Annotated in this window: 19 protein-coding genes, 1 rRNA gene and 1 riboswitch; of the genes, 11 read left to right on the top strand and 9 right to left on the bottom strand. The window is 71.3% G+C overall.

Annotation, left to right across the window (positions count from 1 at the left end; all coding sequences use genetic code 11):
* The 4 genes from ACIOJE_RS10925 to ACIOJE_RS10910 form a co-directional block, all read right to left on the bottom strand.
* A 16S ribosomal RNA gene (locus ACIOJE_RS10925) occupies positions 1 to 88 on the bottom strand; the annotation flags it as partial.
* Between the two features lie 426 nt (positions 89 to 514).
* Complete coding sequence (locus ACIOJE_RS10920) at positions 515 to 1591, bottom strand: threonine aldolase family protein (protein WP_400775143.1); 1077 nt, start codon at positions 1589 to 1591, stop codon at positions 515 to 517.
* Positions 1588 to 2346 (bottom strand): SDR family NAD(P)-dependent oxidoreductase, encoded by a 759-nt coding sequence (locus ACIOJE_RS10915; RefSeq protein WP_400775106.1) that lies wholly within the window; start codon positions 2344 to 2346, stop codon positions 1588 to 1590. The genes ACIOJE_RS10920 and ACIOJE_RS10915 overlap by 4 nt, the downstream gene beginning before the upstream one ends.
* Entirely contained in the window at positions 2343 to 3743 is a 1401-nt protein-coding gene (locus ACIOJE_RS10910) for a DUF6421 family protein (RefSeq protein ID WP_280679733.1), read from the bottom strand. The genes ACIOJE_RS10915 and ACIOJE_RS10910 overlap by 4 nt, the downstream gene beginning before the upstream one ends.
* A 479-nt stretch (positions 3744 to 4222) precedes the next feature.
* Here ACIOJE_RS10910 and ACIOJE_RS10905 point away from each other — a divergent pair, with 479 nt between their 5' ends.
* From ACIOJE_RS10905 to ACIOJE_RS10885, 5 genes are all read left to right on the top strand, one after another.
* Positions 4223 to 5116 carry an ABC transporter substrate-binding protein gene (locus ACIOJE_RS10905; protein WP_280679730.1) on the top strand — a complete coding sequence of 298 codons (894 nt, stop codon included), beginning with the start codon at positions 4223 to 4225 and terminating at the stop codon, positions 5114 to 5116.
* Positions 5113 to 6012: an amino acid ABC transporter permease gene (locus tag ACIOJE_RS10900; RefSeq protein ID WP_400775102.1), complete on the top strand. Its 900-nt coding sequence runs from the start codon at positions 5113 to 5115 to the stop codon at positions 6010 to 6012. The genes ACIOJE_RS10905 and ACIOJE_RS10900 overlap by 4 nt, the downstream gene beginning before the upstream one ends.
* A 40-nt stretch (positions 6013 to 6052) precedes the next feature.
* Positions 6053 to 6811 (top strand): amino acid ABC transporter ATP-binding protein, encoded by a 759-nt coding sequence (locus ACIOJE_RS10895; protein WP_280679726.1) that lies wholly within the window; start codon positions 6053 to 6055, stop codon positions 6809 to 6811.
* A 349-nt stretch (positions 6812 to 7160) separates the two neighbouring features.
* Entirely contained in the window at positions 7161 to 7730 is a 570-nt protein-coding gene (locus ACIOJE_RS10890) for a DUF5134 domain-containing protein (protein ID WP_400775099.1), read from the top strand.
* Positions 7731 to 7873: 143 nt separating this feature from the next.
* On the top strand, positions 7874 to 8821 hold the full coding sequence (locus ACIOJE_RS10885; RefSeq protein WP_400775098.1) for a M56 family metallopeptidase: 948 nt from the start codon (positions 7874 to 7876) through the stop codon (positions 8819 to 8821).
* 43 nt (positions 8822 to 8864) lie between these two features.
* Here the strand turns inward: ACIOJE_RS10885 and ACIOJE_RS10880 are convergent, their stop codons facing one another.
* Positions 8865 to 9296, bottom strand: coding sequence for a MarR family winged helix-turn-helix transcriptional regulator (locus tag ACIOJE_RS10880; protein ID WP_400775095.1), 432 nt, complete (start codon positions 9294 to 9296; stop codon positions 8865 to 8867).
* A gap of 87 nt (positions 9297 to 9383) precedes the next feature.
* On the opposite strand from ACIOJE_RS10880, the gene ACIOJE_RS10875 reads away from it, so the two are divergent.
* Together ACIOJE_RS10875 and ACIOJE_RS10870 are read left to right on the top strand one after the other, a co-directional pair.
* Positions 9384 to 10898: an MFS transporter gene (locus ACIOJE_RS10875; RefSeq protein ID WP_400775092.1), complete on the top strand. Its 1515-nt coding sequence runs from the start codon at positions 9384 to 9386 to the stop codon at positions 10896 to 10898.
* 254 nt (positions 10899 to 11152) lie between these two features.
* Complete coding sequence (locus tag ACIOJE_RS10870) at positions 11153 to 11731, top strand: TetR/AcrR family transcriptional regulator (RefSeq protein WP_280679716.1); 579 nt, start codon at positions 11153 to 11155, stop codon at positions 11729 to 11731.
* 84 nt (positions 11732 to 11815) lie between these two features.
* Here the strand turns inward: ACIOJE_RS10870 and ACIOJE_RS10865 are convergent, their stop codons facing one another.
* The gene (locus ACIOJE_RS10865) at positions 11816 to 12682 is read right to left on the bottom strand and encodes a helix-turn-helix transcriptional regulator (RefSeq protein WP_280679714.1); all 867 of its coding nucleotides are present in this window, start codon (positions 12680 to 12682) and stop codon (positions 11816 to 11818) included.
* A 418-nt stretch (positions 12683 to 13100) separates the two neighbouring features.
* Here ACIOJE_RS10865 and ACIOJE_RS10860 point away from each other — a divergent pair, with 418 nt between their 5' ends.
* Complete coding sequence (locus ACIOJE_RS10860) at positions 13101 to 13622, top strand: ATP-binding protein (protein ID WP_280679712.1); 522 nt, start codon at positions 13101 to 13103, stop codon at positions 13620 to 13622.
* Between the two features lie 415 nt (positions 13623 to 14037).
* Here the strand turns inward: ACIOJE_RS10860 and ACIOJE_RS10855 are convergent, their stop codons facing one another.
* Positions 14038 to 14301, bottom strand: a complete 264-nt coding sequence (locus ACIOJE_RS10855; protein WP_280679710.1) for a DUF397 domain-containing protein — start codon at positions 14299 to 14301, stop codon at positions 14038 to 14040.
* Between the two features lie 557 nt (positions 14302 to 14858).
* Between ACIOJE_RS10855 and ACIOJE_RS10850 the strand changes: the two genes are divergently transcribed.
* The 3 genes from ACIOJE_RS10850 to ACIOJE_RS10840 all read left to right on the top strand — a co-directional run bounded on the left by ACIOJE_RS10850 (position 14859) and on the right by ACIOJE_RS10840 (position 18112).
* Positions 14859 to 15815 (top strand): hypothetical protein, encoded by a 957-nt coding sequence (locus tag ACIOJE_RS10850; protein ID WP_280679708.1) that lies wholly within the window; start codon positions 14859 to 14861, stop codon positions 15813 to 15815.
* Between the two features lie 430 nt (positions 15816 to 16245).
* Positions 16246 to 16408: riboswitch (cyclic di-AMP (ydaO/yuaA leader) on the top strand.
* Positions 16395 to 17690 carry a transglycosylase family protein gene (locus ACIOJE_RS10845; protein ID WP_400775088.1) on the top strand — a complete coding sequence of 432 codons (1296 nt, stop codon included), beginning with the start codon at positions 16395 to 16397 and terminating at the stop codon, positions 17688 to 17690. Its footprint overlaps the riboswitch before it by 14 nt.
* A gap of 221 nt (positions 17691 to 17911) precedes the next feature.
* A complete protein-coding gene (locus tag ACIOJE_RS10840; protein WP_280679704.1) occupies positions 17912 to 18112 on the top strand; it encodes a hypothetical protein in 201 nt (66 codons plus the stop codon).
* Between the two features lie 82 nt (positions 18113 to 18194).
* Here ACIOJE_RS10840 and ACIOJE_RS10835 read toward each other — a convergent pair whose 3' ends face one another.
* Positions 18195 to 19214, bottom strand: coding sequence for a LacI family DNA-binding transcriptional regulator (locus tag ACIOJE_RS10835; RefSeq protein ID WP_400775086.1), 1020 nt, complete (start codon positions 19212 to 19214; stop codon positions 18195 to 18197).
* Positions 19215 to 19239: 25 nt separating this feature from the next.
* Positions 19240 to 20958 (bottom strand): glycoside hydrolase family 13 protein, encoded by a 1719-nt coding sequence (locus ACIOJE_RS10830; RefSeq protein ID WP_400775083.1) that lies wholly within the window; start codon positions 20956 to 20958, stop codon positions 19240 to 19242.
* Between the last annotated feature and the right edge of the window lie 23 nt (positions 20959 to 20981).

Here is a 20981-nt window from a genome sequence, read left to right as displayed (position 1 = left end):
TCCACCCCGAAGGGCTTCACCGTTCGACTTGCATGTGTTAAGCACGCCGCCAGCGTTCGTCCTGAGCCAGGATCAAACTCTCCGTGAATGCTTACTCGTAATCGAGTAACACCCGCGTCGAGCGGCACGGCAACCACCGGAATAGGGTGATCCCGCGCACTGCGTCCTCGCTAGTGTTTTACTTCAAAAGGAATCTCCAACCCCGATCAGACGATCGAGGCCGGGGATGTCAACATATCTGGCGTTGACTTTTGGCACGCTGTTGAGTTCTCAAGGAACGGACACTTCCTTCGGACCGCCTTCCAGCAGGCCCTCCGGGTGCTTCGTTCTTTCGTGTTTCCAGCTTATCAGATGTTTTCCGCTCCATTTTCCGGAGTTTCATTCATCGGATTTCGCTTTCCGCTTGTCCCCGCTCTCTCGCGGCGACTCCGGAACTGTACGGGGACGGACCCGCCACATGCAAATCGTCCCGCCCTGCTGTCGCAGGACGGGACGATCCGTTGTTCAGGCACCGTCAGGCGCGGCCCATCTCCTCGACGATGGCCGCCGCGAAGGCGTCGATGTCGGCCTCCGTGGTGTCGAAGGAGCACATCCAGCGCACCTCACCGGTGTGCTCGTTCCAGAAGTAGAAGCGGTAGCGCTTCTGCAGCCGCTCGCTCACCTCGCGAGGGAGGATCGCGTACACCGCGTTCGACTGGACCGGGCGGACGATCTCGACGCCGTCGATCTTCCGGACCGCCGCCTCCAGCCGGCTGGCCATCGCGTTGGCGTGGCCGGCGTTGCGCAGATAGAGGTCGCCGGAGAGCAGCGCCTCGAACTGGACGGAGAGGAAGCGCATCTTCGAGGCGAGCTGCATCGAGGTCTTGCGCAGGAACTTGATGTTGCGCACCCGCTCGGGGTTGAGCACCACCACGACCTCGCCGAACAGCAGGCCGTTCTTCGTCCCGCCGTAGGAGAGCACGTCGACGCCCACGTCCGTGGTGAAGGCGCGCAGCGGCAGGCCGAGCGAGGCGGCGGCGTTGGCCAGGCGGGAGCCGTCGACGTGGACGAGCATGCCGAGCTGGTGGGCGTGCTCGGTGATCGCGCGGATCTCGTCGGGGGTGTAGACGGTGCCGAGCTCGGTGCTCTGGGCGATGGTGACCGCGAGCGGCTGCGCGCGGTGCTCGTCGCCGAAGCCCCAGGCCTGCTGGTCGAGCAGCTCGGGGGTGAGCTTGCCGTCCGGAGTGGGGACGGTGAGCAGCTTGATGCCGCCCATCTTCTCCGGAGCGCCGCCCTCGTCCACGTGGACGTGAGCGGTCTCGGCGCAGACCACGGCGCCCCAGCGCGGGAGCAGCGCCTGGAGGGCGACCACGTTGGCGCCGGTGCCGTTGAACACCGGGTAGGCCTCGGCCTTGTCCCCGAAGTGGCGGCGGAAGACGTCCTGCAGGTGGGCCGTGTAGTCGTCCTCGCCGTACGCGACCTGGTGGCCGCCGTTGGCGAGGGCGATCGCGGCGAGGATCTCCGGGTGCACGCCGGCGTAGTTGTCGCTGGCGAAGCCCCGGACGGCGGGGTCGTGCCGCCGTGCCGCGTCCGTGCGGGTGGGGTCGGTCATCGTGCTGTCAGCCACAGGTGCTGTCCGTTCAGTTCTGCTGCGGGGCGGTCCCAGAGGCCCGCCAGGTGTCCGGCGAGGTCGGCGGTGTCGGTGAAGCCGGCGAACTTCGCCTCCGGCTTCTCGGCCCGCATTTCGGGGCTGACCAGCGCCTTGATGACCAGGATCGCAGCCGCGGCGGTGGGCTCGCCGTCGGAGGCGGTGGTCTCCTTCTTGAAGGAGTCGGCCATGGCGAGGGTCCAGGCCTCGGTGGCGGCCTTGGCGGCCGAGTAGGCGGCGCCGCCCGCGGTGGGCTTGTGGGCGGCGGCGGCGGAGATCATCGCGTAGCGGCCGGCGGGGCTGCGGACCAGGGCGGGCTGGAAGGCCAGCGAGGTGTGCTGGAGGGTGCGCACGACGGTGTCGTGCAGGAAGTCCCAGTCGTCCAGGCGGGTGTCGAAGAAGGTCTTGCTGCCGCGCCAGCCGCCGACCAGGTGGAACAGGCCGTCGACGTGGCCGTGCTCGGCCTCCAGGTGGTCGGCCCAGTCGTGGACCTCCTGCGGGTCGAGCAGGTCGATCACCTGGCCGCTGACCTTGGCTCCGCGCACGGCGACGCGGGTGGAGTCCAGCGCGGACTCGAGGCGCCGGGCGTCGATGTCGGCGCCGATCACGGTCGCGCCGTCAGCGGCGAGGCGGCGCAGCACCGCCTGGCCGGCCGGGCCGCTGGCTCCGGCGACGGCGATGACCTTGCCGGCCAGCGGGGAGTTGGAGGTCGTGGTCACGCGGCGGCTCCCTGGATACCGGCGCCGGTGATGCCGGCAGTGGCGGCGATGACGCCGTTGAGCTTCTTGGACAGGGCTTCGTAGAACATGCTCAGCGGGAACTCGTCCGGGAGCACGGCGTCACACAGGGCCTTGTTGAGGGCCTTGCCGTCGATGAGATCGAGCGGGAGCGCGTCGGGGCCCTTCGCCCAGGTGGAGGCGGGGTGCGGGGTGAGGTAGCGGGAGACCAGCTGGTAGGCGGCGATCCAGTGGGCCGGCTTGGGCCGGTCGATGCCGTCTCGGTAGAGGGTCTCGATCTCGGCGCACAGCGCGTTGGTGACCTGCGGGGCCCGGTCCCAGTCGATGCTGAGGCGGTTGTCGCGCCAGCGCAGCGCGTCGTGCTTGTGCAGGTAGGCGAAGAGCAGCTGGCCGCCGAGGCCGTCGTAGTTGCGGACCCGGTCGCCGCTGACCGGGAAGCGGAACAGGCGGTCGAAGAGGATCGCGTACTGGACGTCGCGGGCGTGGGCGTTGCCCTCGGCCTCCAGCTTCACCGCCTCCTTGAAGGTGGTGAGGTCGCAGCGGAGCTCCTCCAGGCCGTACATCCAGAACGGGCTGCGCTGCTTGATCATGAAGGGGTCGAACGGCAGGTCGCCGTGGCTGTGGGTGCGGTCGTGGACGAGGTCCCACAGGACGAAGGTCTCCTGCGCGCGTTCCTGGTCCTGGAGCAGGCCCTCGGCGTCGGCCGGAATCTCCAGGCCGAGCTGCTGGACGGCGCTGGTGGTGACGGCGCGGAAGCGGGCGGCCTCGCGGTCGCAGAAGATACCGCCCCAGGTGAAACGTTCCGGCGCCTTGCGCACGGCGACCGTCTCGGGGAAGAGGACGGCGGAGTTGGTGTCGTAGCCGGCCGTGAAGTCGGTGAAGGTGATCGGCACGAACATCGGGTTGTCGAAGCGGGTGCGCTCCAGCTCGGCCAGCCAGTCGGGCCACACGACGCGCAGCAGGACGGCTTCCAGGTTGCGGTTCGGGTTGCCGTTCTGGGTGTACATCGCGAACACGACCAGGTGCTCCAGGCCGTCCTCGCGCTGGTCCGCGGGCTGGAAGGCAAGCAGCGAGTCCAGGAAGTCGGGCTCCCGGTAGCCGGTGTCGGCCCACTTCGCCAGGTCCGCGTCGACCGCGGCCAGGTAGGCGGCGTCGTGCGGGAAGAGCGGGGCGAGCTCCTCGACCGCGGCGCGGACGGTGGCCACCAGCGGGTCGACGGTGTGCCGCTGGACGGCGGACAGGTCGATCGAACCGTCCTTGGACTGCAGCGGGCGCAGCGTCTCGACGGCCTCCTTCAGGCGCAGCCAGGCCGGGTGGCCGGCGAGGGTCGAGACCGGGGCGTCGGCCGCCGCAGCGAGCCTTGGCGAAAGATTCTGCATCGGGGACTCACTTCGACAGGAGTTATTTCAACGGAGACACCATAAGTACGAAAGGTTCTCCTGTTCAAGGGGGCTGCGACCGACGAAGCTCCCGTCGAGGCCTCGCCGAGGCCAGAGGCGCGGCTCCGACGGCCGGGTGTCCGGCATGTGGACAGGGATCTGGATGTTCTGGACAGATGCGCCGTCGGGATGCGAACCTCCCGCCATGCTCCCGGCGGTGATCACGGTGGCCGAGCGCCACATCGGCCTGTTCCGGGTGCCCTCTCGTTGTCACGCCTGCTGTCGCGTGCGCGGCCTCTGCCGCCGCTGTCGCTGATCCGGCTCGGAGGGCGCCGCGGACGCGGGCCCGTACGCCGACCATGCCGTGTGTGTTCCGGCGCCGCCACCGGGGGGAAGTGACCCGCCGGGCCCGCGGCTGGCCCCGGCCCGCGCCGTCGCCCCCACTGTCCCGCCCGGTCCTTCCTCCCTGGAGCCCTGCCATGACCTTCCGCAAGCCGTCCGCCGTACTGCCCCTCGCCGCGCTGCTGGCCGCGGCCGCCGCACTGACCGCGTGCGCGCCGCAGGACGCCAAGTCCGACGGGGCCGCCGCCTCCGGCGCGTCGGGCACGGCCGGTGCGGCCGCGGGTTGCGCGCCGGGGGCGCTGGCGACCCGGACGGCGGGGACGCTGACCGTCGGCACCGACAAGCCCGCGTACGACCCGTGGTTCTCCGAGGACAAGCCGGAGAACGGCAAGGGGTTCGAGTCCGCCGTGGCCTACGCGGTGGCGGAGAAGCTGGGCTACCCCAAGGAGAAGGTCGGCTGGGTGGTCGCGCCGTTCGGCAAGGCCACCTCGCCGGGAGTCAAGGACTTCGACTTCGACATCAACCAGGTGTCCATCAGCGACGAGCGCAGGCAGGCGGTCGACTTCTCCTCCGGCTACTACGACGTGCGCCAGGCCGTCATCGCGCTGAAGAACTCCAAGGCGGCGGGTGCGAAGAGCATCGCCGACCTGAAGGGCACCAAGCTGGGCGCCCAGGTCGGCACCACCAGCCTCGACACCGTCACCAACACCATCAAGCCGAGCGTCCAGCCGGCCGTGTTCGACTCCAACGACCTCGCGAAGGCCGCCCTGAAGAACGGCCAGGTCGAGGCGCTCGTGGTCGACCTGCCGACGGCGTTCTACATCACCGGCGCCGAGGTGCCGGAGGCGCAGGTGGTGGGCCAGTTCGAGGGGGCCTCGCAGGGCGAGCAGTTCGGCCTGGTGCTGGACAAGGGCTCGAAGCTGACCGGCTGCGTGTCGCAGGCGGTGGACGCGCTGCGCTCCGACGGCACGCTCGCGAAGCTGGAGAAGCAGTGGCTCTCCGACGCCGTCTCGGCGCCGGTGCTCAAGTGAGCGGCGACACGGCGGCCACCGGGGCGGTGGTCGTCAAGGGCGACGACGACGCTTATCGCCCGTCCGAACGGCGGCTGGCGCACGAGGCGTACCGGCGTGGCCGGGCCCGCCGGTCGGCGCTGATCGCTGCCGGGTCGACCCTGGCGACCGCCGTCGCGCTCTACCTGCTGGTCGTCAACTCCCCCGGCTGGGAGGTGACTCGGAAGACCTTCTTCAATGCCGACTACGCCCGCCAGGCGCTGCCCGAGGTACTGAAGGGGCTGCGGCTCAACCTGGAGCTGATGCTCGGGTGCGGCGCGCTGATCCTGGTGTTCGGCCTGCTGCTCGCGGTGCTGCGGACGCTGCGCGGGCCGGTGTTCCTGCCGGTTCGGCTGCTGGCCACCGTGTACGTGGACTTCTTCCTCGGGCTGCCGATGATCATCTGCCTGCTGGTGATGATCACCGGAGTGCCGGCGCTGCGGCTCAGCGGGGTGACCACCGATCCGCTGCTGCTCGGCGGGGCCGCGCTGGTGCTGACCTACTCCGCGTACGTGTCGGAGGTGTTCCGTTCCGGGATCGAGTCGGTGCACCCGAGCCAGCGGGCTGCGGCCCGCTCGCTCGGGCTCACCAACGCGCAGGCGATGCGGTACGTGGTCCTGCCGCAGGCCGTCCGGCGGGTGGTGCCGCCGCTGCTGAACAACCTGGTCAGCCTGCAGAAGGACACCGGGCTGGTCTCGATCGGCGGGGCGATCGACGCGGTGTACGCGGCGAAGATCATCGCGGCCCGGTCGTTCAACTTCACGCCCTACCTGGTGGCGGGGCTGGTGTTCATCGTGTTGACCATCCCGCTGACCCGGTTCGCCGACTGGCTGACCGCCCGGACGAACCGTCGGCAGTTCCAGGGAGGTGCGGTGTGAGCGGGCGCGGCAAGGTGGTCGCACGAGGGGAGGTGGTCGTATGAGCGGGGCCGACGTGCTCCGGCTGGAGTCGGTGCGCAAGACCTTCGGCGGGCAGGTGGTGCTGCGCGACGTGGGGTTCACGGTGCCCGAGCACTCGGTGACGGCGCTGATCGGAGCCTCCGGCTCCGGCAAGTCCACGCTGATGCGGTGCGTCAACCTGCTGGAGGGGATCGACGACGGGGCGATCTTCCTGGACGGGGCGGAGATCACCGACCCCCGCGCGGACCAGGACGCCGTCCGACGCCGGATCGGCGTGGTGTTCCAGTCGTACAACCTGTTCCCGCACATGACCGTGCTGGAGAACATCACGCTCGCCCCGCGCCGGGTGCACGGCCGCGGGCGGGCCGAGGCCGAGACGAGGGCGCTGGAGCTGCTCGACCGGCTCGGGCTGGCGGCCAAGGCGAAGGAGTACCCGGACCGGCTCTCCGGCGGACAGCAGCAGCGCGTCGCCATCGTGCGGGCGCTGGCCACCGGGCCGCGGCTACTGCTGCTCGACGAGATCACCGCGGCGCTCGACCCGGTCCTGGTCGGGGAGGTGCTCTCGGTGGTGCGCGACCTCAAGGAGCAGGGGATGACGATGGTCCTCTCCACCCACGAGATGGGGTTCGCGCGTGAGGTCGCCGACCAGGTCTGCTTCCTGGACGGCGGGGTGGTACTCGAACAGGGGCCGCCGGAGCAGGTGTTCGGCGATCCGCGGGAGGAGCGGACGCGGCGGTTCCTGAGCCGGGTCGTCGCCTCGGGGCGGCTGCAGGGCTGAGCCGGGTCGGAAGCGGGGACCTTACGACGGGGTGCGCGATCGGTGTCCGCACACCGGTGGGCACCACCGTGCGCCCCGGTGCGCGCCTGGCTGCGCCCGGGCCGCAGCGGTGATCGTGGACGGGACGACCGTCCAGACCGCGGGCGGCGGGTGTCGGTGTGGCGGGCAGCGGGCAGCGGGCGACAGGCAGAGGGGCGGGAACGGATGACGGCGAACAGATAACAGATGACGTTATCTGTCATCTGTTATCTGTTCGCCGTCATCCGTCAGCCGTCCTCCGCGCCCTGTCCGCCACCGCCCACCACATCGACGCCGGCCGCCCGCCACCCGCCGCCCCGGGAGGCCGCCGTTGCACGGATCCGCGCTGATCAACTGGCTGCTCGCCCTCCTCACCACCGCCGCCGGGGCCTACTGCCTCGCCCGGCTGCGCCACTCCCCCTGCGCCGCCGGCGCCACGCCCCACTTCGGCTCGCACCGCCTGCTCGCCCGGGAGTCCGACGCCGCCGAGGCCCTGATGGGGCTCGGCATGGCCGCGATGGCCGTGACCGGGCACGCCGTCCCGGCCACCGTCTGGGCCTTGGTGTTCGGCGTCCCGGCCGCCGCCTTCCTGCTCGCCGCCGCGCACGGCCCGGCCCGCCGGGCGCACCGGCTGCACCACGCGGTCGGCGCGAGCGCCATGACGTACATGGCACTCGCGATGACCGCCACCTCCGGCGGCCATCACCACCACGCCGCCGACGCCGGCGCGCCGCTGCTGACCGGCACCCTCCTTCTCTACTTCGGCGGGTACTCCCTCTGGGTCGGCGCCCGGCTCCTGCACACCTCCTCCGGGGCCCTGGCGGTCGGCACCACCGGGTTGCCGCAGGCCTGCCGACTCACCATGGGCATCGGCATGTTCGCCATGCTCCTGACCATGTGAGGCCCGCCACGCGGGCCAAGACCCCACCCCCCGCGTGGCGTTGGTCACTGGCCGGTCGAAAGCCGTTCCTCCGGACGTCGACAGCGCATAGGTTGGCAGGGAGCGCGTTGTCGCGTTCCGTGCGTACTCGGGGAGCCCATGCGATGACTGCCCTGATCGGCCTGCTACTGCTCGGACTGCTGCTCTCGACCGTCGCGCCCCGGCTGCTGGCCCGGGCCCGCTGGGTGGAGCGCGAACCGGTGCTGGCGCTGCTGGTGTGGCAGTGCCTCGTGGTGGCCGTGCTGCTGTGCTGCGTCCTGGGCCTGCTGCTGGCCGCCTCCGCCGCCCTGCCCGAGCTGCGCGCCCTGCTGTTCGCGGGCGCGCCGCACGGTGTCGAGGCCGCGTACGGCCTGCAGAACGCCGAGGGCTGGGGCCGGTTGTGCGCCGCGGTGCTGGCGGCGGGCGGCGTGCAGACGGTGCTGGCGATCACCCGCGAGGTCCGTACCGCCAAAGCTCTGCGCAACCGTCGTCACGCCCAACTGACGAGCCGGGCCCCGGAGTTGCCCGAGGCCATCGCGGCCGCCCGGAGCCGACGGGAGCGGCTGGTGGTGCTGGAGAACGTCCGCCCGGAGGCGTGGTCGCTGCCCGGCCCGGACTCCCGCCTGGTGGTCACCACCGGAGCCCTCCAGCAGCTGACCGACCGGGAGTTGGCCGCCGTCCTGAGCCACGAGCGCGGGCACGTCCGGGCCCGGCACCACTGGCTGAAGCAGTGCGCGCAGGCGCTCGCGTCGGGCTTCCCCGGGGTCGGCGTGTTCAGCGCCTTCCAGCGCCAGGTGGACGACCTGGTCGAGCTGGCAGCCGACGACCGGGCGGCACGTCGGCACGGTCGGCACACCACCGCCCTCGCACTGGCCGAACTCAACCTGGACCGCGGGGTGTTTGGCTCCTGCCCGCCCGGTCTCGCACAGTCCCCGCGCCGGGTGGACCGGCTGCTCGCGGGCCGCCCGCGACTGTCCGTCCCGCACCGGCTGCGACTCACCGTCGCGGCCCTCGCCGCGCCGGCCGCCGCCGTCCTGCTGGCCGCCGCCCCAGGACTGGCCTCGATGTTCTGATTCCGCCCCAACCCGGCCGCCGGCCCGGTCAAGTGACGTCGAGTCAGTTCGACGAGGAGTCGTCCAGCGGCCCGATTGGGGCACCGAGGGTCAGTTCGAGCACCTCGCGATGGAGCGGCCTGGCCTGCTCGTACCGCTCCCGCCCGGCCTCGGTCAGGGTGATCACGATGCCCCGCCGGTCGCTCTCACACATCGCCCGGGTGACCAGTCCGCCCTTCTCCAGGCGGGCGATCACCCGGGACAGCGCGCTCTGGCTCAGGTGGACGGTGTGGGCCAGATCCTGCGCCCGCAGCGCCTGACCGCCGCCCTTGCATCCCTCCACCAGGCGCTCCAGCACCTCGAACTCGCTCATGCCCAACCCGCACTTGTCACCCAGCTCGCGATCGAGCATGCAGGACGTGGCGGCGTGCCGGGCCAGCAGGTCGCGCCACTGCGCCACAAGACCGGCCTCCGCCGGGGAGTCGAGATCAGCCACACCACCACCTTAGCATATGCGCCGTAAAATTATGCGTTCACATCTTATTCATTTGCATTGAATGCACGTGCATGTACTGTCCTCCCCATGACCACCGCGACCGTCACGTCACCCGACGCCTCGTCAACCAGCGGGATGAGCTGGACACCCCGCCTCTGGGGCACCCTGATCGTGCTCTGCGCCGCCATGTTCCTGGACGCCCTGGACGTATCCATGGTCGGCGTCGCCCTCCCGTCCATCGGCTCCGAGCTCCACCTCTCCACCTCCGCCCTGCAGTGGGTGGTCTCCGGCTACGTGCTCGGCTACGGCGGCCTGCTGCTGCTCGGCGGCCGCGCCGCCGACCTGCTCGGCCGCCGCCGGGTCTTTCTGATCGCCCTGGGCGCCTTCGCCGCCGCCTCACTGGTCGGCGGCCTGGTCGACGACGGCGGCCTGCTGATCGCGGCCCGCTTCCTCAAGGGCGTCAGCGCCGCCTTCACCGCGCCGGCCGGCCTGTCGATCATCACCACGACCTTCGCCGAGGGCCCCGCCCGCAACCGGGCGCTGTCGATCTACACCACCTGCGGCGCCAGCGGCTTCTCGCTCGGTCTGGTGCTCAGCGGCCTGCTCACCTCGGTCGGCTGGCGCTGGACCTTCCTGATGCCCGTCCCGGTCGCGCTGCTCGCCCTGGTCTTCGCGATCCGGCTGCTTCCCCGCCCGACCGAGGAGCGCGCCAAGGGCGGCTACGACGTGCTGGGCGCGATCACCGGCACCACGACCGTGCTGCTGCTGGTGTTCACCGTCACCGAGGCACAGGGCGCCGGCTGGCTGAGCCTGCGCACCGTCGGATCGCTGGCCGTGGTGGTCGCGCTCGCCGCCGCCTTCCTCGTGGTCGAGAGCCGCACCGCACACCCGCTGGTCCGGCTCGGCATCTTCCGCAACGGCTCGGTCGCCCGGGCCAACGTGATCGCCTTCACGATGACCGGCGCGTACGGCGGGTTCCAGTTCGTCGTCACGCTCTACCTGCAGCACCTGCTCGGCTGGTCCGCGCTGCAGATGGCCCTCGGGCTGCTGCCGGCCGGCGCCTTCATCGCGCTCTCGGCGCCGTTCATGGGTCCGATCGTGGACCGCTTCGGCACCGGTCGGCTGCTGCCGATCGGCCTGCTGGCCCTGGTCGGCGCGTTCGCGCTGTTCCTGCGGCTGGACGAGCACAGCTCGTACCCGGTCCTGGTCCTGCCCTCGATGCTGCTGCTCGGCGTGGGCTTCGCGCTGGCCTTCCCCTCGGTGAACATCGCCGCCACCGACGGCGTGAGCGACGAGGAGCAGGGCCTGGCCTCCGGTCTGGTGAACACCGCGATCCAGGTCGGCACCGCCGTGGTCCTGGCCGGGGCGACCGCGATGATCACCGCCGGCAGTGCCGGTGGCGACAGCCCGCAGGCGCAGCTGGACGGCTACCGTCCGGCCCTGATGTTCGTCACGGCGGTCGCGCTGCTCGGTCTGCTGATCGCTGCGGTGGGTGCCCTGGTCGACCGCCGGAGCAAGTCAACTCCCGTGACGGTGCCGGACTATGATTACCCTGCGGCCGGGTCGAATGCGGCCCGGACCGAAGTCCTGACCAATCGCTGACCGTCACCGCCATCGGGGGCCGACCCCCCGGCCACCGGGCAATGGCGCCGGCTCCACCAAACCCCCGTCTTGGTGGAGCCGGCCGTCTTCGTACCGGCCGCCCGAGCGGCGCCCACCGGCGCGCGGATCCACGGTGCGGCTGCGGCTCCGCCAGTATATTGGCTCGGAGCCAATGAACGTTCGGAGCAGACACGATGGCACCTCGCGGGGATTCGGTCAATGAGGAGATGCGGCAACGCTCCCGTCGGCGCATCATGCGAGCCACCGTCGAACTGGTCGACCAGCGCGGCTACGCGGGCACCACGCTGACCGACATCGCCGAGCGGGCGGGGCTCGCGCGCGGACTGCTCTCGTACTACTTCGACGGCAAACGACTGCTGATGCAGTCCGCGACGCACCGGATGATGCACCAGTCGCTTTCCTCCGCACTCGCCGAACTGACGCCGGACGCCTCTCCGGAGGCCCGGCTGGCCCGTGCGATCGACGCGGTCCTCACCCTGGCCCTGGACCACCCCCGCGTGATGCGCTCGCACCTCGCGCTGATCCTGGACCCGGACTCCGGTGCCTTCGTCCAGGACCCGGAGCAGCAGCAACTCGGCGCCATCCTCCAGGGCCTGCTGCTCGACTGGGGCGCGCCGGACCCGGCCGCCGAGCACGCGGTGCTGCGCAGCGCGCTGATGGGCGGCTGCATCGGGGTGCTGCTGCCGGGCGCCGAGCTCCCGCTGGCGCCGATCCGGGCGGACCTGTTCCGCCGCTACAACCTGCCCTGGGAGCTGGGCCTCCCGCCGCAGCCGCTGCCGCCGGAACGCGAACGGCCGCCGGCCCGCGGTTGACGGCGGGCGGGCGGCTGCTCGGTGTCGGACGGCTGCCGGCGGATCACCGGGGCCATCCCGGCTGAGCCGTGGCCGGGCGGAGCCTCAGCGCTCCTTCAGGATCGAGGCCAGCAGGTCTATGGTGCGCTCGGGCGTGAGGCTGTCCACGCAGAGCCGCTCCATGACCTGGATGTACGCGTCGACGTCGTCCCGCTTGTCGAGGTAGAGCGCGCTGGTGAGCTGCTCCAGGTACACGACGTCCGCGAGGTCCTGCTCCGGGAAGCGCAGGATCGTGAACGCCCCGGACTCCCCCGCGTGCGCGCCGAAGCGGAACGGCATGACCTGGATCACGACGTTGGTCTGCTCAGCGACGTCGATCAGGTACTGCACCTGACCGCGCATCACCTTGGGCCCGCCGACCGGACGCCGTAGCGCGGCCTCGTCGATCACGGCCCACAGGCGCGGGCTGGCGCCCTCGGCCAGCAGCTTCTGGCGGCGCAGGCGGAGGCTGACCCGCCGCTCGACCTCCTCCTCGCTGATGACCGGCCGACTCTGGCCGAAAACCGCCCGCGCGTACTCCTCGGACTGCAGCAGTCCGGGGATGAACTGCACCTCGTAGGTGCGGATCAGTTGAGCCGCCTCCTCCAGACCGACGTAGGTCTGGAACCAACCCGGCAGCACGTCGTTGAAGCTGTGCCACCAGCCGGACTTGTTGGCCTCGCGGACGAGGCCGAGCAGGGCCTCCCGCTCCAGGCCGTCGTCCACGCCGTAGAGGCTGAGCAGGTCGGCGACGTCGCGCTCCTTGAAGCTGACGCGGCCGAGTTCCATGCGGCTGATCTTGGACTCGGAGGCGCGGATCGCGTAGCCGGCGTCCTCGCGCGTGATGCCGCGCGTCTCACGCAGGCGACGCAGCTGCGAGCCGAGGAGGATCCGGCGGACCATCGAGCCGCCGCCCGGCTGAACTGTGGTCATGCGGTCGAAACCTCCACCTAGGGCAAACAGCGCACAGTCTGCCATCAGTTGAGCGCTCACGGTGCCGATACTGACGGATGTTCCTATCAGTTCCGCACTCCGAGCACCAGGATGCACGTGCATTCGGCGCTTGCATATGCCAATAGTGCGACTGCACGTGAATCGACTCTTGCATCTGCAGTGAGCGCACACCACCATGGTGCACGTGCACCTGCACATCCCTGGCATTCCCGCGGGCTCCGCGTCGACCCCACGCGCGACTCCGTGCACCGACCCGGCGGCGTCCCCCCGCGCCACCGGGCGTTCGAGTGCGCGCGCGCTGGTCGAAGGGGCGGCCGAGCGGCCGAGCGAGTCGGAGGTGACCGGCATGACCCCGGCGGGTCCAGCCGTGTCCGCCCCCTTATGGGAGGAGCTCTTCATGAGCACCGGTACGGCTTTGGCGATTGACCCCCATGTGGTCACCTGCACGCTCGCTCCTCGCTTCGAAGCCGTCAGAACCGCGCGCGACTTCGCCCGGACCTCTCTTCAGCGCTGGGGCCTGATGGAGTTGTTCGACGACGTCGCGCTGGTGGCCTCGGAACTGGTGACCAACGCACTACGGCATGCGATCGGCGCACGGCCCGACCCCGCGGGCGGCGCCCAAGGCGGGTACGACTTTCCCATACAGCCGACCGCTGAAGGCCGACTGCCGATCCGAATAAGCCTGGTCCACCGCTCTCCCCAGGTGGTCTGCGCGGTGAGCGATCCGAGCAGCATCGGTCCGGTCGCCCGGGAGGCGGACTTCGTCGCCGAATCCGGCCGCGGACTGCACCTGGTGGAGTCCTTCAGCCGCTCCTGGGGCTGGCACCCGCTGGGCAGCGGCAAGGTGGTCTGGGCCCTGTTCGAGGCGGAGCCGGCCACCGGTTCCGAACTCGGTGGACGGCACCGGCGCTCGGCCTAGCGCCAGGCGGCGCGCGGCCGGCCGAGGAAGGCCCCGGGAGGACCACGCCCCGGGCTCCTCAGGACGGACCGGCGGGCCGGGCGCACGTGCGCGACAGGCCCCGGCGCGACTCTCAGAACGATTCCCCGGACGACTCCCGGGGCAGCCCCCGGACACGCCTCCGGGCCACCTGTCGGCCGAGCCGCAGGACGAACCACCGGACGGGCCGCCGGACGGGCCGCCGGGCCGGCCGCGGTACAGGGTCCGGACGGGTCGCCGGACGGCGCGCGGGTCCACTCGCGGCGCCCTCGCAGGGTTGACCGCGAGGTCGTGGAGCGGCCGCGGAAGAGCCGGGGTCGGAACCGGAACCGGAAAAGACAAAGGCCGTCGCGGTGTCAGCACCCACGACGGCCCCCCGATGGAAGACGGCGGCCGGTCAGACCGCCAGGTGGTCGAACTCCCCGTCCTTGGCCCCCAGCAGCAGGGCGGCGATCTCGGCCCGCGTATAGATGAGCGCCGGACCTTCCGGGAAGCGCGAGTTGCGCATCGCCACATCGCCCCCCGGCAGGGCCGCGAACTCGACGCAGTTCCCCTGGGAGTTGCTGTGCAGGCTCTTCTGCCAGACCACCCCCTTGAGGTCGGCGGCCGCCATCCCGTTGTAGGTGTCGTACGAGCCGTGCGTGTCCTGCGAGTCGTGCATAGAAATCTCCCGAAGAGCTCCGGAGTGGTCGTCCAGCGCGGCGCCCCCGGCACCCGCCGAACGAACGGACCGGCCCCGTACCGGCCCGGCACAACGCCTCACTTGACGTGATGATAGCTGCTGTGCACGTGCATCAGCACGGGACATTGCAGGTGCACGAGGCCTTTCACCGCCGCCCCGAACTCTTCACGGACCCTTCTCCTGACGGTACGTAAACGGACATAGTCGAGTGAATCGCCAGATCTCCGATAACCGGCCGTGAGCGTTTCCCCGCTGAATGTTGATCTTCCGGCGCCGGGAGTCGCACCGCCGTGACCCTCCGTCAAGCGAACCTCAAGCTGTGAGACATCTCACGCGCCACAGTCGCAACTCGACGCCCCGTCGGACACGTCATGGCAACTGGCGGTGACCATCCGAGGCCAGGGGGAGATATGTCCGAATTGCGGGCAAACCACCCGGACGGCACACCGGATGCGCGGCGCACGCACCATGACCACGCGAAACCCGAACGGCAGCCGACTGCAGGCCTGACGGGCCGATGTCCTACGATCTCCGGCATGAGCACCGCAGCCATCCCGGGCGCGCCACTGCCCGTCCGTAGTCCAGGCTCCCGTGCGCGGGGGCGCCACCGCCGCCCCGAGCGCCCCGAGATCCCGGCCGGCTCCCCGGCCCTGGTGCTCGCCGTGCCCGCGACCGCCGGGCCCGAGTCCCGCTCGGTCGTCGAGGAGCTGCTGTCGATCGTCCGCAGCGAGCAGGGCGGCGTCCAGACCGCCGTCGGCTACCTCCCCGGCAACGCCGCCGAGAGCACCGGCGGTGACGAGCACACCGTCGCCGAACTGCTGGCCATGGCCGCCGAGGCCGGCCTGCCCGCACCGGTCCTGGTACCGCTGGTACCCGGCCCGCACGGATTCCTGACCGAACTTCACGCCCTCGCCGCGGAGTACGGAGCGCCCGTCACCGACGTGCTCGGCCCGCACCCGCTGCTCGCCGAGGCCGTGCACGTGCGACTGTCCGAGGCCGGCCTGGCCCGGGCCGACCGCGCCCGGCTGTTCGCCATCGCGACCGCCGCGGACGGCGTGGTGCTCACCACCGTCGGCGGCGAGGACGCCGCCGCGGCGGCCGGCATCACCGGCGTCCTGCTGGCGGCCCGACTGGCCGTCCCGGTCGTCCCCGCCGCGCTCGACGTGCCCGGCTCGGTCGCCGCGGCCGTCAACCACCTCAAGGAGACCGGCTCCCAGCGCCCGGCGCTGGCCCCGCTGGTGATCGGGCCGGAGGCCGACTCGGAGCTGCTCGCCGCGGCCGCCGAGGAGACCGGCTGCCCGTCCGCCGCGCCGCTGGGCGCCTACCCGACGGTCGGCCAGCTGATCGCCTCCACCTACCTGGCCGCGCTGCCCGCACCCTCCCCGGAGGCCGAGGCCGCCGCAGAGGCGGAGGCGGAGGCCGCCGAGGGCACCCACGCCGGTCGCGCCGCCCACGCGGCTCACGCCGCCGCCGAGGGGCCTGCCGACCGGTAACGGACACCACGCGCACCGAGAGGGCCCGGGACGGTAGCGTTCCGGGCCCTTTCGGCTTGTCCCGTACGGGAGTTAAGGGGCGAATGAGAGTAATGTCCGTTCTGTTCGCATTTGTTCGCCGCCGCCTGGCGTACCCCCCGGCTGTCGAGGCGCACCCACACCCCCTTCCCGCGCCTATGCCCTCATGCGACCCGACGCGCCGTCACTCACTCCCTGAAGCTCAGACAGTTACGTACGCCTATAGCGACGTTGCCGAAAAACGGTCATTTCCGATCATGATGGGTTAGGGAAATGGCGCTTCTCACCAAACCGTGATGTGCATCACAGGTGTTTGCAGTTTGAACTTAAGTCTGCTTAACGTGCTCCCCGTTCGTGGCCACACGGACCCAGTTCATCCGCGACGCCGAGTCCTGCCGTCGGATGTCCTGGCAGCGCGAAAACGCATCACGGCAGGAGCGGGGGACCCACAGGTAAGTCGCCCCGGACCGCTCTTCGGAACGGTTCAGGGCTAGGGGTGAAGCCGCGCCCACAGCGCGGCCGGGCAACTCCAGCCCGAATCCGACAGCTCACCTCGCAGGCGTGGGAGAGGACCGCGTCTTCATGCTGCCCACCAACGGCACCCGTCTGTCCAGCCGCACCCGACGCGTGATCGCCGCCATCGGCGTCGCGGGCGTCGGCCTCAGCATCCCGTGCCTCACCTCCGGCACCGCCTCCGCCGCCTCCGTCGCCACCTGGGACAAGGTCGCCCAGTGCGAGAGCACCGGCAACTGGAGCATCAACACCGGCAACGGCTTCTACGGCGGCCTGCAGTTCACCTCCAGCACCTGGGCCGCCTTCGGTGGCACCGCCTACGCCCCGCAGGCCAACCGGGCCACCAAGGACCAGCAGATCGCCGTCGCCGAGAAGGTGCTCGCCTCGCAGGGCCCGGGCGCCTGGCCGGTGTGCTCCGTCCAGGCCGGCCTGACCAAGGGCGGCGCCGCGGCGTCCGTCGACACCGCGGCCGGTTCGACCACCGGCTCGACCGCCGCCAAGCCTGCCGCCAAGCCCGCTGCCCCGGCCGCCAAGCCGACGCAGGACCAGGCCCCCGCCACGAAGCCCGCTTCGAAGCCGGCCGCGCCGGCCCAGGACCAGGCACAGGCCCAGGGCAACGCCCAGGCCCAGGGCGGGGACTACACCGTCGCCGCCGGCGACTGGCTGTCCTCGATCGCCGACAAGAACAACGTCCAGGGCGGCTGGCAGCGGCTGTACGAGCTCAACCGCGGCACCCTGACCGAGGGTCCGGACACCATCTACCCGGGCCAGCGCCTGTCGTTCAAGGACGGCGGCCAGGCGGCCCAGCAGTCGGCGCAGGCCGACCAGTCCGGCTCGGGCTTCACCTGGTTCGACCGCTCGCAGAAGTCCGGCCAGACCTCCAACGGCGGTGCCGTGAACGCCAAGCCGGCCGCGCAGAGCCAGGCCCCGGCCTCGAAGCCGGCCGCCCAGGCGCAGACTCAGGCCCCCGCCCAGACCGCCACCGGCAGCATGGCCGCCGCGGTCTCCTTCGCCAAGTCGAAGGTCGGCCAGGCCTACGTCTACGGCGGCACCGGCAACGGCGGCTGGGACTGCTCCGGTCTGACCCAGGCCGCGCTGCGTGCCGCGGGCGTCTCCGTCCCGCGCGTCGCCGCCGACCAGGCCGCCGCCAGCACCCACGTCTCGCTGGACAGCCTCCAGGCGGGCGACCTGCTGTTCTGGTCCAACAACGGCAAGGACTCCGGCGTCTACCACGTCGCGATCTACATCGGCGGCGGCCAGTACGTCGAGGCCGCCAACCCGAGCTCGGGCGTGCGCCTGCAGACCGTCGCCAACTGGGCCCCGGACTTCGCCGGCCGGGTCTGAGGACGACGGGCGAGCGACAAGGAACAGGTAACAGATGACGGCTGACAGATAACAGATAACAGATTTCATCATCTGTCACCTGTCAGCCGTCGCCCGCCCCCGGGGAGAGTCTGGTCGCTCCTCCGGGGGTTCCGGCGCATCCCGCCCCCGACGACCAGGGGCCATGGTCAAAGCCCGCGCCAGCGGGCATGCTGCTGCTCCGCAGCAGAGGAGGAGTCACCATGGCCCAGGTCACCGTCACACTCGACGCGAACCTCGCAATCGACGCGATGATGCTCTCCGGCACCAAGAGCCCCCAGGACGCCGTCGAACTGGTCCTGCGCGACTACCTGGCCCGCGGCCGCCGCACCGAGACCCGGACCGGCGACGCGCTCGACGGCCGGCGGCTCCCCCAGCGCCCCTCCACGGACCACGAGGGCTGACCCGACGCACCCGCGACACGCGAAACGGGCCCCGGAGAGCAACCGCTCTCCCGGGGCCCGTTCGCCCGTCCTCCGTCTACGCTCAGCGCGCGCAAGCCCCCGTGGACCCGCGCATGACCAGCTCCGGCTGGAACATGAACTCCCCGCGCTGGGCCGCGTTTCCACCGACCTCCTCCAGCAGCGCGTCCACCGCCGCCGTGGCCATCGCCTCGACCGGCTGGCGGATCGTGGTCAGCGGCGGCTCGGTGAAGGCGATCAGCGGCGAGTCGTCGAAGCCGACCACCGACACGTCCTGCGGCACCGACAGCCCACGCTGGCGCACCGCGCGGATCGCTCCGAGCGCCATCATGTCGCTGCCGCACACGATGGCCGTGCACCCCTTGTCGAGCAGTGCGCCGGCCGCCGCGTGCCCGCCCTCCACACTGAACAGCGTGTGGTGGACGAGGTTCTCGGCCTCCTCCCCGCCCAGCCCGAGCACCTCGCGCATCGCGGCCGTGAAGCCCTCGATCTTGCGCAGCACCGGGACATACCGCCGCTGCCCGACGGCCAACCCGATCCGCTCGTGCCCGAGTTCTGCCAGGTGCTGGACGGCCATCCACATCGCGGCCCGGTCGTCCGGCGAGATGAACGGCGCGTCGATCCGCTCGCTGTAGCCGTTGATCAGCACGAACGGCACCCCGCGCCCGGTCAGCCGGGCGTAGCGGTCGTGGTCGGCGGTGGAGTCGGCGTGCAGCCCGGAGACGAAGACGATGCCCGCCACGCCCCGGTCGACCAGCATCTCGACCAGTTCGTCCTCGGTCGACCCGCCCGGGGTCTGGGTGCACAGCACCGGGGTGTACCCGTGCCGGCTGAGCACCTGCTCGATCACCTGGGCCAGTGCGGGGAAGATCGGGTTGCTCAACTCCGGCGTGATCAGCCCGATCAGGCCGGCGCTGCGCTGGCGCAGTCGGGTCGGCCGCTCGTAGCCGAGCACGTCGAGCGCCGCCAGCACGATCTGCCGGGTGGCGGCGGAGACGTTCGCCTTGCCGTTGAGTACGCGGGAGACGGTGGCTTCGCTGACCCCCGCCTGCGCCGCGATGTCTGAGAGTCGCGCCGTAGTCACGGTCCCAGAGCCTATTGCAACCACGTCAGACCGCCCACCAGCCGGTGCTGTCCGGTGCGAGCACCGTCTCGTCGCCGTCCGCCACCAGCTCCACCGAGGAGAGCAGCAGCTTTCCGGGCGCCGCTATCCGGACCGGCTCGCCCGTGGCGTTCACCGTGCAGACGAAGGAGCCGCGGCGGAACGCCAGGGTGCCCTCGGGGCCGTCCAGCCACTCGACGTCCGTCCCGGCGCCGAGATCGGCCTGGGAGCGGCGGACGGCGAGCGCGCTGCGGTACAGCTCCAGGGTGGACTCCGGGTCGCCGGTCTGCGCCTCGACGCTCAGCGCGGCCCACTCGGTCGGCTGCGGCAGCCAGGACGGCCCGCCGGCGACCGGGCCGAAGCCGTACGGGGCCTCGGTGCCGGACCACGGGATCGGGACGCGGCAGCCGTCGCGGTAGCCGTCCTGCCCGGCCTTGCGGAAGAACGACGGGTCCTGACGGACCTCGTCCGGCAGGTCGGTGACGTCCGGCAGGCCGAGTTCCTCGCCCTGGTAGATGTACGCCGAGCCGGGCAGCGCGAGCATCAGCAGGGTGGCGGCGCGGGCACGGCGCAGGCCGAGCTCGCGGTCGCCGGGGGTGCGGATCTGGGTGCCGAGGCCGGGCGGGTTGGCGAAGCGGGTGGCGTGCCGGGTGACGTCGTGGTTGGACAGCACCCAGGTGGTGGGGGCGTCGACCGGACGCATCGAGTCGAGCGAGACGTCGATCACCTCGCGCAGCGCGGCGGCGTCCCAACCGGTGCCCAGGTACTGGAAGTTGAAGGCCTGGTGCAGTTCGTCGGGGCGCACGTAGTTGGCGGTGCGCTGGACGGTCGGAGTCCACGCCTCGGCGACGCCGATCCGCTGGCCCGGGTACTCGTCGAGGATCCGGCGCCAGCTGCGGTAGATCTCGTGTACGCCGTCCTGGTCGAAGAACGGCATGACATCGTTGCCGAGTAGCTTGAGCTGGTCCGAACCGCCGAGGTCGGGCAGGCCGGGGGCCTTGACCAGGCCGTGGGCGACGTCGATGCGGAAGCCGTCGACGCCCATGTCGAGCCAGAACCGCAGGATCGAGCGGAACTCGTCGGCGACGGCCTGGTTCTCCCAGTTGAAGTCGGGCTGCTCGGGGGCGAACAGGTGCAGGTACCAGTCGCCGGGGGTGCCGTCCGGGTTCTCCGTGCGGGTCCAGGCCGGGCCGCCGAAGATGGACTCCCAGTCGTTGGGCGGCAGTTCGCCGTTCTCGCCCTTGCCCGGGCGGAAGTGGTAGCGCTCGCGCAGCGGGGACGCGGGGCCCTCGCGCAGGGCGCGCTGGAACCACTCGTGCTGGTCCGAGGAGTGGTTGGGGACGAGGTCGACGATGATCCGCAGCCCCAGCTGGTGGGCGTCCCGGATGAGCGCGTCGGCGTCCAGCAGGGTGCCGAACATCGGGTCCACGGCGCGGTAGTCGGCGACGTCGTAGCCGGCGTCCGCCTGCGGCGAGGCGTAGAACGGCGAGAGCCAGACCGCGTCCACACCGAGGTCGCGCAGGTACGGCAGGCGGCTGCGGATGCCGGGCAGGTCGCCCATGCCGTCGCCGTTGGAGTCGGCGAAGCTGCGCGGGTACACCTGGTAGATGACCGCGTCCCGCCACCAGTCTCTGGACGCCCCGCCCGTCGCAGGAGCCGGGGTGACCGCCTCGTGAGCGGTGGCGTCGGCGGCAGGCCGGGAGGTGTCGGCCAGGTTCTGGGTCATGGACGGTATCCCTTGGGGACTAG

The organism is Kitasatospora sp. NPDC087861 (genome assembly GCF_044742585.1).
GTDB lineage: Bacteria > Actinomycetota > Actinomycetes > Streptomycetales > Streptomycetaceae > Kitasatospora.
The sequence above is the reverse complement of the archived record's forward strand: the minus strand, read 5'-3'. Positions and strand labels throughout refer to the sequence as shown.